13 protein-coding genes and 4 tRNA genes are annotated in these 14472 nt (G+C 63.5%); all 17 read left to right on the forward strand.

Going from position 1 to position 14472, the window contains the following annotated elements; all coding sequences use genetic code 11:
• Positions 1 to 171 precede the first annotated feature (171 nt).
• Positions 172 to 1671 carry an anthranilate synthase component I gene (gene trpE / locus AO057_RS04695; RefSeq protein WP_057674547.1) on the forward strand — a complete coding sequence of 500 codons (1500 nt, stop codon included), beginning with the start codon at positions 172 to 174 and terminating at the stop codon, positions 1669 to 1671.
• 5 nt (positions 1672 to 1676) lie between these two features.
• The gene (locus AO057_RS04700) at positions 1677 to 2270 is read left to right on the forward strand and encodes an anthranilate synthase component II (protein WP_057677169.1); all 594 of its coding nucleotides are present in this window, start codon (positions 1677 to 1679) and stop codon (positions 2268 to 2270) included.
• Positions 2271 to 2287: 17 nt separating this feature from the next.
• Complete coding sequence (gene trpD / locus AO057_RS04705; protein ID WP_057674548.1) at positions 2288 to 3337, forward strand: anthranilate phosphoribosyltransferase; 1050 nt, start codon at positions 2288 to 2290, stop codon at positions 3335 to 3337.
• Entirely contained in the window at positions 3334 to 4134 is an 801-nt protein-coding gene (trpC, locus tag AO057_RS04710) for an indole-3-glycerol phosphate synthase TrpC (protein WP_057674549.1), read from the forward strand. The genes trpD and trpC overlap by 4 nt, the downstream gene beginning before the upstream one ends.
• Positions 4134 to 4895 carry a uracil-DNA glycosylase gene (locus tag AO057_RS04715; RefSeq protein WP_057674550.1) on the forward strand — a complete coding sequence of 254 codons (762 nt, stop codon included), beginning with the start codon at positions 4134 to 4136 and terminating at the stop codon, positions 4893 to 4895. The genes trpC and AO057_RS04715 overlap by 1 nt, the downstream gene beginning before the upstream one ends.
• Before the next feature lie 64 nt (positions 4896 to 4959).
• A tRNA-Tyr gene (locus AO057_RS04720) sits at positions 4960 to 5045 on the forward strand.
• Positions 5046 to 5079: 34 nt separating this feature from the next.
• Positions 5080 to 5153, forward strand: a tRNA-Gly gene (locus AO057_RS04725).
• 34 nt (positions 5154 to 5187) lie between these two features.
• Positions 5188 to 5262: transfer RNA gene (locus AO057_RS04730), tRNA-Thr, on the forward strand.
• A gap of 83 nt (positions 5263 to 5345) precedes the next feature.
• Complete coding sequence (gene tuf, locus AO057_RS04735) at positions 5346 to 6536, forward strand: elongation factor Tu (RefSeq protein WP_057674145.1); 1191 nt, start codon at positions 5346 to 5348, stop codon at positions 6534 to 6536.
• 9 nt (positions 6537 to 6545) lie between these two features.
• Positions 6546 to 6621, forward strand: a tRNA-Trp gene (locus tag AO057_RS04740).
• Between the two features lie 112 nt (positions 6622 to 6733).
• Positions 6734 to 7117 (forward strand): preprotein translocase subunit SecE, encoded by a 384-nt coding sequence (gene secE / locus AO057_RS04745; protein ID WP_057674551.1) that lies wholly within the window; start codon positions 6734 to 6736, stop codon positions 7115 to 7117.
• Positions 7117 to 7701: a transcription termination/antitermination protein NusG gene (gene nusG / locus AO057_RS04750; RefSeq protein ID WP_057674552.1), complete on the forward strand. Its 585-nt coding sequence runs from the start codon at positions 7117 to 7119 to the stop codon at positions 7699 to 7701. Before secE ends, nusG begins: the two co-directional genes overlap by 1 nt.
• 124 nt (positions 7702 to 7825) lie before the next feature.
• On the forward strand, positions 7826 to 8257 hold the full coding sequence (gene rplK, locus AO057_RS04755; protein ID WP_057674553.1) for a 50S ribosomal protein L11: 432 nt from the start codon (positions 7826 to 7828) through the stop codon (positions 8255 to 8257).
• The gene (gene rplA, locus AO057_RS04760; protein WP_057674554.1) at positions 8258 to 8947 is read left to right on the forward strand and encodes a 50S ribosomal protein L1; all 690 of its coding nucleotides are present in this window, start codon (positions 8258 to 8260) and stop codon (positions 8945 to 8947) included.
• Positions 8948 to 9181: 234 nt separating this feature from the next.
• Positions 9182 to 9688: a 50S ribosomal protein L10 gene (gene rplJ, locus AO057_RS04765; protein WP_057674555.1), complete on the forward strand. Its 507-nt coding sequence runs from the start codon at positions 9182 to 9184 to the stop codon at positions 9686 to 9688.
• A 39-nt stretch (positions 9689 to 9727) separates the two neighbouring features.
• Complete coding sequence (gene rplL / locus AO057_RS04770) at positions 9728 to 10102, forward strand: 50S ribosomal protein L7/L12 (RefSeq protein ID WP_057674556.1); 375 nt, start codon at positions 9728 to 9730, stop codon at positions 10100 to 10102.
• Positions 10103 to 10357: 255 nt separating this feature from the next.
• Positions 10358 to 14470, forward strand: coding sequence for a DNA-directed RNA polymerase subunit beta (gene rpoB, locus AO057_RS04775; RefSeq protein ID WP_057674557.1), 4113 nt, complete (start codon positions 10358 to 10360; stop codon positions 14468 to 14470).
• Positions 14471 to 14472 lie beyond the last annotated feature (2 nt).

The following is a 14472-nucleotide window of genomic DNA, read 5'->3' on the forward strand; positions in this document are numbered from 1 at the left end:
TGGCCCTGGCGCACCTGTCCTGCCGCGCGCGCCCGGTCGCGCGACTGAGACTGCGGCAACCCGCCGGCCCCACTTCCCCGCCCCGTCCGGTGGGGCTCCAGAATCGAATGAACATGGCACGACGTGCCTGGCGCCCAGGGCTGCAGGCCCGCGCCGAACCGGAGTTTTCCTGTGATGACCGAATCCGAATTCAACGAACTGGCCCGCCAGGGCTACAACCGCATTCCGCTGCTGGCGCAGGCTTTTGCCGACCTGGAAACGCCGCTCTCGCTCTACCTCAAGCTGGCGCACGCGCAAAACGGCGGCAAGAACACCTTCCTGCTGGAGTCGGTGGTGGGCGGCGAGCGCTTCGGCCGCTACAGCTTCATCGGCCTGCCGGCGCGCACCCTGGTGCGCTCGCGCGGCTTCGGTGACGAGGCCGTGACCGAGGTGGTGACGGAAGACGTGGTGGTCGAGACCTCGCGCCTGAACCCGCTGGACTTCATCGCCCAGTACCACCAGCGCTTCAAGGTGGCCTTGCAGCCCGGCCTGCCGCGTTTCTGCGGCGGCCTGGCCGGTTACTTCGGCTACGACACCGTGCGCCACATCGAGAAAAAGCTGGTGCACAGCTGCCCGCCCGACACCCTGGGCTGCCCGGACATCCTGCTTCTGCAGTGCGAGGAGCTGGCCGTTATCGACAACCTCTCGGGCAAGCTCTACCTGATCGTCTACGCCGACCCCGGCCAGCCGCAGGCCTACGCCCAGGCGCAGGCGCGCCTGGCCGAACTGCGCGAGCGGCTCAATACCTCGGTGCAGGCACCGCCCATCAAGCCCAGCCCCTCCCATGAGATGGGACGCGAGTTCGCCAAGGACGACTACATCGCCGCGGTGGAGCGCGCCAAGGAGTTGATCGCCGCCGGCGACTTCATGCAGGTCCAGGTGGGCCAGCGCCTGCACAAGCGCTACACCGAGTCCCCGCTCTCGCTGTACCGCGCGCTGCGCTCGCTCAACCCCTCGCCCTATATGTATTACTACCACTTCGGGGATTTCCACGTGGTGGGCGCCTCCCCGGAGATCCTGGTGCGCCAGGAACAGACCCCCGAGGGGCAGAAAGTCACCATCCGCCCGCTGGCCGGCACGCGCCCGCGCGGCGCCACGCCCGAGCTGGACAAGGCGGCGGAGGTGGAACTGGTCGGCGACCCCAAGGAGCGCGCGGAGCACGTGATGCTCATTGATCTCGCGCGCAACGACATCGGCCGCATCGCCAAGACCGGCAGCGTCAAGGTGACGGAAGCCTTCGTGGTCGAGCGCTACAGCCACGTGATGCACATCGTGAGCAATGTCGAGGGCCTGCTGAAGGACGGCATGAGTTCCATGGACGTACTCAAGGCCACCTTCCCGGCCGGCACCCTGACCGGCGCGCCCAAGGTGCACGCCATGGAGTTGATCGACCAGCTGGAGCCCAGCAAGCGCGGCCTCTATGGCGGCGCCTGCGGCTACCTGAGTTATGCCGGCGACATGGACGTGGCCATTGCCATCCGTACCGGCATCATCAAGAACGACACGCTTTACGTGCAGGCCGCGGCCGGCGTGGTGGCCGACTCGGTGCCCGAGATGGAGTGGCGCGAGACCGAGCACAAGGCGCGTGCCCTGGTGCGCGCCAGCGAGCTGGTGGAACAGGGCCTGGAGTGAACATCATGGCAAAGAACATCCAATTGCTCATGGTGGACAACTACGATTCGTTCACCTACAACCTGGTGCAGTACTTCGGCGAACTCGGCGCTGACGTCGAGGTGCACCGCAACGACGAGATCACGGTCGCAGAGATCGAGGCCAAGCTGAAGGCCGGCCAGTTGGACCGGCTGGGCATCTCGCCCCGCCCCTGCTCGCCGGCCGAGGCCGGCATCTCGGTGGCGGCGATCCGCCACTTCGCGGGCAAGCTGCCCATCCTGGGCGTCTGCCTGGGGCACCAGAGCATCGGCGCGGCCTTCGGCGGCAAGATCATCCGGGCGCAGCAGCTCATGCACGGCAAGACCAGCGTCATCACCACCACGCAGGAAGGCGTGTTTGCCGGCCTGCCGAAACAGTTCACCGTGAACCGTTACCACTCGCTGGCCATCGAGCGCGCCACCTGCCCCCTCGAATTGAAAGTGACGGCCTGGACCGAAGATGGCGAGATCATGGGCGTGAAGCACAAGACCCTGGCCATCGAGGGCGTGCAGTTCCATCCTGAATCGATCCTGACCGAGCATGGCCATGCCATGCTGAAGAATTTCCTGCAGCCAGCATAAACAACGAGGAGCACACCATGCCCCATCCCCACCAGATCACACCGCAGGAAGCGCTGCAACGTGTCATCGAGCACCGCGAAATCTTCCATGACGAGATGCTGCACATCATGCGGCTCATCATGAGTGGCGAGATGTCGCCCGTGCTGATGGCCGCCCTCATCACCGGCCTGCGCGTGAAGAAAGAAACCATCGGCGAGATCACGGCCGCCGCGCAGGTGATGCGCGAATTCTCGACCAAGGTCAATGTGGCGGATCGCAAGCACCTGGTCGACATCGTCGGCACCGGCGGCGACGGCGCCCACACCTTCAACATCTCCACCTGCTCCATGTTCGTGGCCGCAGCGGCTGGCGCCAAGGTCAGCAAACACGGCGGACGCAGCGTCAGCAGCAAGAGCGGCAGCGCGGATGTGATGGAGTCGCTGGGCATCAACATCCACCTCAAGCCGGAGGCCATCGCCCGGTGCATCGCCGAAACGGGGGTAGGTTTCATGTTCGCGCCCAACCACCACCCGGCCATGAAAAACGTGGCGCCGGTGCGGCGCGAACTGGGGATCAAGACCCTCTTCAACATCCTGGGTCCGCTGACCAACCCGGCCGGCGCGCCCAACATCCTCATGGGCGTGTTCCATGCGGATCTGGTGGGTATCCAGGTGCGCGCCCTGCAGCGCCTGGGTACCGAGCATGCCGTGGTGGTCTACGGCAAGGATGGCATGGACGAGATCAGCCTGGGCGCGGCCACCCTGGTGGGCGAACTCAAAAACGGGGAGGTCACCGAGTACGAGATCCATCCCGAGGACTTCGGCCTGACCATGGCCAGCACGCGCGCCCTCAAGGTGGACACGCCCGAGGCCTCGCGCGCCATGCTACTGGGCGTGCTGGACAAGCAGCCGGGCGCTGCGCGTGACATCGTCCTGCTCAATGCCGGGGCGGCGCTGTACGCCGCGAACGTGGTGGACAGCATGGCGGCGGGCATCACGCGTGCGCGTGAGGTCATCGATTCCGGCGCCGCCAAGGCCAAGCTGGAGCAACTCGTGACGACGGCGCACAAACTGGGGCAGGCAGCATGAGCGATATCCTCGACAAGATCGTGGCCGTCAAGCGCCAGGAAGTGGCTGCAGCCCTGAAGAAGACATCGCTGGCCGCCATGCGGGCCGACGCCGAATCGCGTGTGCTCACCCGCGACTTCGTCGGCGCCCTGCGCGCAAAGATCGCCGCCGGCCAGGCGGCGGTGATCGCCGAGATCAAGAAAGCCAGTCCGAGCAAGGGCGTGCTGCGCGAGGATTTCATCCCCGCCGACATTGCCCAGAGCTACGCCGAAGGCGACAGCCAGACCAGCGCCGCCTGCCTGTCGGTGCTCACCGATCGCCAGTTCTTCCAGGGCCAGCCCGACTACCTGAAGCAGGCCCGTGCCTCCTGCGAGCTGCCCGTGCTGCGCAAGGACTTCATGGTCGATCCGTACCAGATCTACGAGTCGCGCGCCATGGGCGCGGACTGCATCCTGCTGATCGCCGCCTGCCTGGACGATGCGCAGATGGCCGACCTGGAGGCCATCGCGCGCGGGCTGGACATGGCCGTGCTGGTCGAGGTGCACGATGGGGCCGAACTGGACCGCGCGCTGAAACTGAAAACCCCGCTGGTGGGGATCAACAACCGCAACCTGCGCACCTTCGAGGTGTCGCTGGAGACCACGCTGGCGCTGCGCGAGCGTGTGCCGGCCGATCGCCTGCTGGTGACGGAGTCCGGCATCCTGGATCGCGCCGATGTGCAGCGCATGCGCGCGGCAGGCGTCAATGCCTTCCTGGTCGGCGAGGCTTTCATGCGCGCCCCCGATCCAGGCCTGGCATTGGCCGAACTGTTTGCCTGATGACCTTGTCGCAGCCGGACCTGTTCACGGGTGGCGCGGCTGCGCCGGCCTGCCTCCAGGCCTGGGAGCCGGGCAACTGGCCGGTGGCTGCCGACTGGCATCCGCTGGTCTCCCGGTTTCTCGACAGCGAAGCCGGAGTGCAGCTGGGCCACCACATCGGTGCCAGGCTGGCGGCTGGCGCCACCATTTACCCGCCCCGGCCCCTGCGCGCGCTGGAGCTGACGGCGTTGGCCGACGTGCGCGTCCTGATCCTGGGCCAGGACCCGTACCACGGGCCGGGCCAGGCCGAGGGCCTGGCTTTTTCCGTGGCGCCGGGTGTGCGCCTGCCACCCTCCCTGCGCAATATCCACTTGGAACTGGCGCGTGATCCAGCGCTCACCTCCACCAGCCCGCCGGCCGACGGCTCCCTGCTGCGTTGGGCGCGCCAGGGGGTGTTGCTGCTCAATACCTGCCTGACGGTAGAAGACGGCCAGCCCGCCAGTCATGCGAGCCGTGGCTGGGAAGTGCTCACTGACAAAGTAATTCGTGCCGTGGTCGAGCGGTCACGGCCGGCCGTGTTCATGCTCTGGGGTGCCCATGCCCAGCGGGCCGCTGCTGCTGCCGGGCTTGCCGCAGGGGATCGGCGCCACCTCGTGCTGACGGCCAACCATCCGTCGCCCCTGTCGGCCCGGCGCGGCCCGCAGCCCTTTCTGGGGTGTGGCCACTTCAGCCGGGCGAGTGCGTTTTTGCTGGAACAGGGGCTGGGCGAGGTCCCATGGTGAACTTGGAGGGTTTGACGCCTCGCTGTCGTCAAAATTTCATGGCATAATCTGAGGTTCACCTAATGGAGAGGTGGCCGAGTGGTTAATGGCAGCAGACTGTAAATCTGCCCTCTTACGAGTACGCTGGTTCGAATCCAGCCCTCTCCACCAGTGAAAGATGCGTAGAGCGAGCGTTTTGGGTGATGCGGGAGTAGTTCAATGGTAGAACCCCAGCCTTCCAAGCTGATGACGCGGGTTCGATTCCCGTCTCCCGCTCCATGTGTCTTTTGCCGTAGGTAGTGACAAGAATATTGCCCTTTTGGCTCAGTGGTAGAGCACTCCCTTGGTAAGGGAGAGGTCGCGGGTCCGATTCCCGCAAAGGGCACCACTTTCAGGTGCGCGGCCGTTGCCGGCGTGTCTTGGTGTTTGAAGTCGTAATTGCTTTTTGCATCCTTTCTGGAGATTTGAAAAATGGCAAAAGAGAAATTTGAGCGGACCAAGCCGCACGTCAACGTGGGCACGATCGGTCACGTGGACCACGGCAAGACCACCCTGACGGCGGCCATCACCACTGTGCTGGCGGCCAAGTTTGGCGGCCAGGCCAAGGCCTACGACCAGATCGATGCGGCTCCTGAAGAGAAGGCCCGCGGCATCACCATCAACACCGCCCACGTCGAGTACGAGACCAAGAACCGTCACTACGCCCACGTGGACTGCCCCGGCCACGCCGACTACGTCAAGAACATGATCACCGGTGCCGCCCAGATGGACGGCGCCATTCTGGTCGTGTCCGCCGCTGACGGCCCCATGCCCCAGACCCGCGAGCACATCCTGCTGGCCCGTCAGGTGGGTGTTCCCTACATCATCGTCTTCCTGAACAAGTGCGACATGGTCGACGACGCCGAGCTGCTCGAGCTCGTCGAGATGGAAGTGCGCGAACTCCTCTCCAAGTACGACTTCCCCGGCGACGACACCCCCATCGTCAAGGGCTCGGCCAAGCTGGCCCTGGAAGGCGACAAGGGCGAGCTGGGCGAAGGTGCCATCATGAAGCTGGCCGACGCCCTGGACACCTACATCCCCACCCCTGAGCGTGCCGTGGACGGTGCCTTCCTGATGCCCGTGGAAGACGTGTTCTCCATCTCTGGCCGCGGCACCGTCGTGACCGGCCGTATCGAGCGCGGCATCGTCAAGGTCGGCGAAGAAATCGAAATCGTCGGCATCAAGGTCACCCAGAAGACCACCTGCACCGGCGTGGAAATGTTCCGCAAGCTGCTGGACCAGGGCCAGGCTGGCGACAACGTCGGTATCCTGCTGCGCGGCACCAAGCGTGAAGAAGTCGAGCGCGGCCAAGTGCTGTGCAAGCCCGGCTCCATCAAGCCCCACACCCACTTCACGGGTGAGGTGTACGTGCTGAGCAAGGACGAAGGCGGCCGCCACACCCCCTTCTTCAACAACTACCGTCCGCAGTTCTACTTCCGTACGACGGACGTGACCGGCGCCATCGAGCTGCCCGAAGGCAAGGAAATGGTGATGCCGGGCGACAACGTGTCGATCACCGTCAAGCTGATCGCCCCCATCGCCATGGAAGAAGGCCTGCGCTTCGCCATCCGCGAAGGTGGCAAGACGGTGGGCGCCGGTGTGGTCGCCAAGATCCTGGCGTAATGGTTTTGTAGGGGTATAGCTCAATTGGCAGAGCGTCGGTCTCCAAAACCGAAGGTTGTAGGTTCGATTCCTACTGCCCCTGCCACCTGACCTGCTGAAGCGGGTTGGTGCACAAAAAGCCCGCCACCGCCGTGGCGGGCTTCAGCGTCTCAAGAGGCGCGGTGGTTTTGATACAGGCGCTAAGCGGAATTTTGAAAATGGCAACGTCACAAGTGGAAACGGTCGGTAGCGGAGCGAACAAGCTCAAGCTGGCTGCAGCAGTGCTGCTGCTGCTGGCTGGCCTGGTGGCCTTCTACTGGCTGGGCAAGCAGGGCGCCCTGGTGCAGTGGGGTGCGCTGCTGGCGGCCCTGGTGGCTGCGGTCGTCGTGTTTTTCTCGGCCCAGACGGGGCGGGATCTGTGGGCCTTCGGGCGCGATGCCTGGCGCGAAGTCGGAAAAGTGGTCTGGCCGGCGCGCAAGGAAGCGATCCAGATGACGGCCTACGTCTTTGCCTTCGTGGTGGTGATGGCCCTGTTTCTGTGGCTGACCGACAAGACCCTTGAGTGGTTCATCTTTGACCTGATTCTGGGCTGGAGGAAGTAATGACTGACGTGGTAGATGCTTCGTCCGTGCCGGCTGCCAAGCCGGCCAATCCGGACCTGCGCTGGTATGTCGTGCACGCCTACTCCGGCATGGAGAAGGCGGTCGAGCGCAACATCATCGAGCGCATCAACCGTTCCGGTCTGCAGGACAAGTTCGGCCGCATCATGGTGCCGATGGAAGAAGTGGTCGAGATCAAGAACGGCCAGAAGCGCACCACCGAGCGCAAGTTCTTCCCCGGCTACGTGCTGGTGGAAATGGTCATGGACGACGACACCTGGCACCTGGTGAAGCACACCAACAAGGTGACCGGTTTTGTGGGTGGCGCCAAGAACCGCCCGGCCCCGATCTCCGAAGAAGAGGTCATGAAGATCGTCAACCAGATGCAGGAAGGCTCCGAGAAGCCGCGTCACAAGGTCGAGTTCGAAGTGGGCGAGTACGTGCGCGTCAAGGAAGGCCCGTTCACCGACTTCAACGGCACGGTCGAGGAAGTCAACTACGAAAAGAACAAGGTGCGCGTGGCGGTCACGATTTTCGGCCGCTCGACACCGGTGGAGCTGGAGTTCTCGCAGGTCGAAAAGACCTGAGAGCCGGCGCCAGGCAGTATTGGATTTCGCGCTTTTCGACTCGGCGCGGATGTTTGAAGTGAGTCGTTAACCCCGGGGAGCCGAGGCAGATTGCCCAGGCGCTATCACCCGTAAGGAGAAAAGCATGGCGAAAAAAATCGTCGGTTTTATCAAGCTGCAAGTGCCGGCTGGTAAGGCCAATCCCTCGCCGCCGATTGGTCCCGCTCTGGGCCAGCGCGGTCTGAACATCATGGAGTTCTGCAAGGCGTTCAACGCCCAGACCCAGGGCGTCGAGCCCGGTCTGCCGCTGCCGGTGGTGATCACCGCCTTCGCGGACAAGAGCTTCACCTTCGTGATCAAGACGCCGCCTGCGACGGTGCTGATCAAGAAGGCCATCAAGCTGGACAAGGGTTCGTCCAATCCGCTGAAGGACAAGGTCGGCAAGATCACCCGGGCCCAGCTCGAGGAAATCGCCAAGACCAAGATGAAGGACATGACGGCCGCCGATCTGGATGCCGCTGTTCGCACCATCGCTGGTTCTGCCCGTTCCATGGGCGTGAATGTGGAGGGCGTGTAAATGACCACCAAGAAACAAAAAGCCCTGCAAGGCAAGGTCGACAGCAACAAGCTGTACCCGCTGGCCGATGCGCTGAAGATCGTGCAAGAGTGCGCCACCGCCAAGTTCGATGAGTCCATCGACGTGGCCGTGCAGCTCGGCATCGATGCCAAGAAGTCGGACCAGGTGGTGCGTGGTGCCGTCGTGCTGCCGAACGGCACCGGCAAGACCAAGCGCGTGGCCGTGTTCGCCCAGGGCGCCAAGGCTGAAGAAGCCAAGGCCGCCGGCGCAGACGTGGTCGGCATGGACGACCTGGCTGCCCGCGTGAAAGCCGGCGACATGCCCTTCGACATCGTGATCGCTGCTCCGGACGCGATGCGCGTCGTGGGTACGCTGGGTCAGATCCTGGGTCCGCGTGGCCTGATGCCCAATCCCAAGGTCGGCACCGTCACCGCAGACGTGGCCACGGCCGTGAAGAACGCCAAGGCTGGTCAGGTGCAGTTCCGCGTGGACAAGGCCGGTATCGTGCACAGCACGATCGGCCGCCGCTCGTTTGACGCTGCCAAGCTCCAGGGCAACCTGGCTGCGCTGATCGAGGCGTTGAACAAGGCCAAGCCGGCTTCGAGCAAGGGTATCTTTTTGCGCAAGATTGCTGTTTCGTCCACGATGGGCGTGGGTGTCCGCGTCGACACCCAGACCATCTCGGCGTAATCGCAAAGATTTGACTGGCTGGAAACAGCTGGTCGATGTGGTGGGCTGGCCAGTTGCAAGACTGGCTGGGCCATCCAAGACCGTTGGCGCACAGTCCTGCTGTGCTTAATCAGTGAAAGCCAGCGTAGATGGCGATCCCGCTGCAGATGGAATGAGTTCCTGAACAGTTGATCGCTGCAATGAGGCGTGTCCGCAGGCGCTTAGTCGACGGACACATTTTGAAGGAGTTAGACCTTGAGTCTGAATCGCAGTGAGAAAGAAGCGGTCATCAGTGATGTGACCGGCCTCGCCGCTAAAGCTCAAACGCTCGTGATGGCGGAATACCGCGGCATCACGGTCGCTGACATGACCAAACTGCGCGCCAACGCCCGCAGCAATGGTGTGAGCCTGAGCGTGTTGAAAAACACGCTGGCCCGCCGTGCTGTGGCTGGCAGCCAGTTTGAAGTGGCAGCCGACCAGATGACCGGACCGCTGATCTATGGCTTCTCTGTCGATGCCGTCGCCGCTGCAAAAGTGGTGGCTGACTTCGCGAAAACCAACGACAAGTTGGTGATACGCGGTGGTGCATTTGCAGGCAAAGCCCTGGACGTGAACGGCGTCAAGCAGCTGGCAAGCATTCCCTCCAAGGAAGTGCTGCTGGCCCAGCTGTGTGGCTTGCTGATGTCGCCGATCTCCCGCACCGCCGTGGTGCTGGGTGCCCTGGCGGCCAAAAAAGGCGAAGGCGAAGTTGCTGCTGCTTGAAGCGCGGCAACCCTGTTAACCAATTGTTAGGAAATTAAAATGGCATTCGATAAAGACGCATTTCTGACCGCGCTGGACAGCATGACGGTCATGGACCTCAACGACCTGGTGAAAGCCATCGAAGAGAAGTTTGGCGTGAGCGCTGCCGCCATGGCCGCCCCCGCTGCTGCTGGCGGTGGTGCCGCTGCTGCCGTGGAAGAGAAGACCGAGTTCAACGTGATGCTGCTGGACGCTGGCGCCGCCAAGGTGTCGGTCATCAAGGCCGTGCGCGAAATCACCGGTCTGGGCCTCAAGGAAGCCAAGGACCTGGTCGACGGCGCTCCCAAGGCTGTCAAGGAAGCCATGCCCAAGGCCGACGCCGAAGCGGCCGTCAAGAAGCTGGTGGAAGCCGGTGCCAAGGCTGAACTGAAGTAATTCGGTCCTGCTCGAAGGCTGGAGTGTCTGAAAAGGCCTCCAGCCTTTGGCGCTTACAGAGCGCACCCGAAAGCCCCCTCACAACGGGTGTTTTTGAGTGACTTCTGACCCGACTGCAGAAGACGCCTTGGTTCGGGCCGCGTGCAACGCGCGGCCGTCCGCCATTGGTTGGTAGCGGCCAACCACCAAGCCTGCTGGGTGTGATGCCCGGCGCGCCAGTCGCCAAAGACCTCTCAAGCCCGTGGAGTAGATCTAATGGCCTATACCTATACCGAACGCAAGCGAATCCGCAAAAGCTTCGGCAGCCGCGACAGCGTGCTCGAAATCCCCTACCTGCTGCAGATGCAAAAGGACGCCTACACGGCCTTCCTGCAGGCAGACAATTTGCCCACCAAGCGCACTCCTGAGGGCTTGCAGGCCGCTTTCGAAGCCGCCTTCCCCATCGTCTCGCACAACGGTTTTGTGGAGATGAAGTTCCTTGAATACAACCTGGCCAAGCCCGCTTTCGACGTGCGCGAGTGCCAGACCCGCGGCCTGACCTTCGCGTCCGCCGTGCGTGCGCGCGTGCAACTCATCATTTACGACCGTGAGTCCTCGACCCCGCAGAACAAGGTGGTCAAGGAAGTGAAGGAGCAGGAGGTCTACATGGGCGAAGTGCCGCTCATGACGACCAAGGGTTCTTTCATCATCAACGGTACCGAGCGCGTCATCGTGTCGCAGCTGCATCGTTCGCCCGGCGTGTTCTTCGAGCACGACAAGGGCAAGACCCACAGCTCGGGCAAGCTGCTGTTCTCGGCGCGCATCATCCCCTACCGCGGTTCCTGGCTGGACTTCGAGTTCGACCCGAAGGACGTCCTGTACTTCCGCGTCGACCGTCGTCGCAAGATGCCGGTGACCATCCTGCTCAAGGCCATCGGCTTGAACCCGGAATCGATCCTGGCGAACTTCTTCGTCAACGACAACTTCCGTCTGATGGACAGCGGCGCGCAGCTGGAATTCGTGGCCGAGCGCCTGCGCGGTGAAGTCGCCCGTTTCGACATCACCGACAAGGGTGGCAAGGTTGTGGTCGCCAAGGACAAGCGCATCACCGCGCGTCACACGCGCGATCTGGAGCAGTCCGCCACCACCCACATCAGCGTGCCGGAAGACTTCCTGGTCGGCCGCGTGGTGGCACGCAACATCGTCGACCCGGACACCGGCGAGATCATCGCCAAGGCCAACGACGAGCTGACCGATGCCTTGCTCAAGAAGCTGCGCACCGCCGGTGTGCAGGATCTGCAGTGCATCTACACCAATGAACTCGACCAGGGTGCGTACATCTCGCAGACCCTGCGCAGCGACGAAACGACCGACGAGTTCGCCGCCCGAGTGGCCATCTACCGCATGATGCGCCCCGGCGAGCCGCCGACCGAAGACGCCGTTCAGGCCCTGTTCCAGCGCCTGTTCTACAACCCGGACACCTACGATCTGTCGCGCGTGGGCCGCATGAAGTTCAACGCCAAGATGGGTCGCAACGATCCGAATGGCCCCATGGTGCTGACCAACGAGGACATCCTCGCCGTGGTCAAGATCCTGGTGGACTTGCGCAACGGCCGCGGCGAAGTCGACGACATCGACCACCTGGGCAACCGCCGCGTGCGTTGCGTCGGCGAACTGGCCGAGAACCAGTACCGCGCAGGCCTGGCCCGTATCGAGAAGGCCGTGAAGGAGCGTCTGGGCCAGGCCGAGCAAGAGCCGCTGATGCCGCACGACCTGATCAACTCCAAGCCGATCTCTGCGGCACTGAAGGAGTTCTTCGGTGCCTCGCAGCTCTCGCAGTTCATGGACCAGACCAACCCCCTGTCCGAGATCACGCACAAGCGTCGTGTCTCCGCCCTGGGCCCGGGCGGTCTGACCCGCGAGCGCGCCGGCTTCGAGGTGCGTGACGTGCACGTCACGCACTACGGTCGTGTCTGCCCGATCGAGACCCCGGAAGGTCCGAACATCGGTCTGATCAATTCGCTGGCCCTGTACGCCCGCCTGAACGAGTACGGCTTCATCGAGACGCCCTACCGTCGCGTGGTGGACGGCAAGGTGACGATGCAGATCGATTACCTGTCGGCCATCGAGGAAGGCAAGTACGTCATCGCCCAGGCCAATGCCACCCTGGACAAGGATGGCCGCCTGACCGACGAGCTGGTCTCTGCCCGTGAAACGGGTGAGTCCATCCTGTGCGGCGCCGAGCGCATCCAGTACATGGACGTGTCGCCTGCGCAGATCGTCTCCGTGGCCGCGTCGCTGGTGCCCTTCCTGGAGCACGACGACGCTAACCGCGCGTTGATGGGCGCCAACATGCAGCGCCAGGCCGTGCCGGTGCTGCGTCCCGAGAAGGCCTTCGTCGGCACCGGTATCGAGCGCGTTTCCGCGATCGACTCCGGCACCGTGGTCACCGCCAACCGCGGCGGCGTGGTCGACTATGTCGACGCCACCCGTATCGTGATCCGCGTGAACGACAACGAGGCCATGGCCGGTGAAGTGGGTGTGGACATCTACAACCTCATCAAGTACCAGCGTTCCAACCAGAACACCAACATCCACCAGCGTCCCATCGTCAAGAAGGGCGACAAGCTGGCCAAGGGTGACGTGATCGCCGACGGCGCATCGACCGACCTGGGTGAACTGGCCTTGGGCCAGAACATGCTGGTGGCCTTCATGCCCTGGAACGGCTACAACTTCGAAGACTCGATCCTGATCTCCGAACGCGTGGTCGCCGAAGACCGCTACACCTCGATCCATATCGAGGAACTGGTGGTCATGGCACGTGACACCAAGCTGGGCGCCGAGGAAATCACCCGCGACATTCCCAACCTGTCCGAACAGCAACTGAACCGTCTGGACGAGTCCGGCATCATCTATGTGGGTGCCGAAGTCATGCCCGGCGACACGCTGGTGGGCAAGGTGACCCCGAAGGGCGAGACCACGCTGACGCCGGAAGAGAAACTGCTGCGCGCCATCTTCGGCGAGAAGGCCAGCGACGTGAAGGACACTTCGCTGCGCGTGGACCAGGGTTCGCAGGGCACCGTGATCGACGTGCAGGTCTTCACCCGTGAAGGCATCACGCGCGACAAGCGCGCCCAGCAGATCATCGACGACGAGCTCAAGCGTTACCGCCTGGATCTGAACGACCAGTTGCGTATCGTGGAAGCCGACGCCTTCGATCGTATCGAGAAGCTGCTCAACGGCAAGGTCGCCAACGGCGGCCCGCAGAAGCTGGCCAAGGGCAGCAAGATCGACAAGGCCTACCTGGCCGGCGTCGAGAAGTTCCACTGGTTCGACATCCGCCCGGCCGACGACGAAGTCGCCAGCCAGCTGGAAAGCATCAAGAACTCGCTGGAGCAGACCCGTCACAGCTTCGACCTGGCTTTCGAAGAGAAGCGCAAGAAGCTCACGCAGGGCGATGAGCTGCCTGCTGGCGTGCTCAAGATGGTCAAGGTCTACCTGGCCGTCAAGCGCCGCCTGCAGCCGGGCGACAAGATGGCCGGCCGCCACGGCAACAAGGGCGTGGTGTCCAAGATCGTTCCGGTCGAAGACATGCCCTACATGGCCGACGGCACCCCGTGCGACATCGTGCTCAACCCGCTGGGCGTGCCTTCGCGCATGAACGTGGGCCAGGTGCTGGAAGTGCACCTGGGCTGGGCCGGCAAGGGTATCGGTCAGCGCATCGGCGACATGCTGCAGGCAGAAGCCAAGGCGGTCGAGCTGCGCAAGTTCCTCGAGACGCTGTACAACACGTCCGGCCGCAAGGAAGACCTGAGCAAGCTGAGCGACGCGCAAGTGGTGGAGATGGCCGGCAACCTGTCGACCGGTGTCACCTTTGCCACGCCGGTGTTCGACGGCGCCTCGGAAGAGGAAATCCGCAACATGCTCAAGCTGGCCTATCCGGAAGAGGTGGTCAAGGCCAAGGGCCTGACCGACGCCCGCACGCAGGCCCGCCTGTTCGACGGCCGTACCGGTGAGCAGTTCGAGCGCCCGACCACGATCGGCTACATGCACGTGCTCAAGTTGCACCACCTGGTGGACGACAAGATGCACGCCCGTTCGACCGGTCCGTACTCCCTGGTCACCCAGCAGCCGCTGGGCGGCAAGGCCCAGTTCGGCGGCCAGCGTTTCGGCGAAATGGAAGTGTGGGCACTGGAAGCCTACGGCGCCGCGTACACCTTGCAGGAAATGCTCACCGTCAAGTCGGACGACGTGCAGGGCCGTACCAAGGTCTACGAAAGCATTGTCAAGGGCGAGCATGCCATCGAAGCTGGCATGCCCGAGTCGTTCAACGTGCTGGTCAAGGAAATCCGCTCCCTGGGCCTGGACATCGAGCTCGAGCGCTCCTAATT

The sequence above is a fragment of the Curvibacter sp. PAE-UM genome, from assembly GCF_001432305.1.
Lineage (GTDB): Bacteria > Pseudomonadota > Gammaproteobacteria > Burkholderiales > Burkholderiaceae_C > Hylemonella.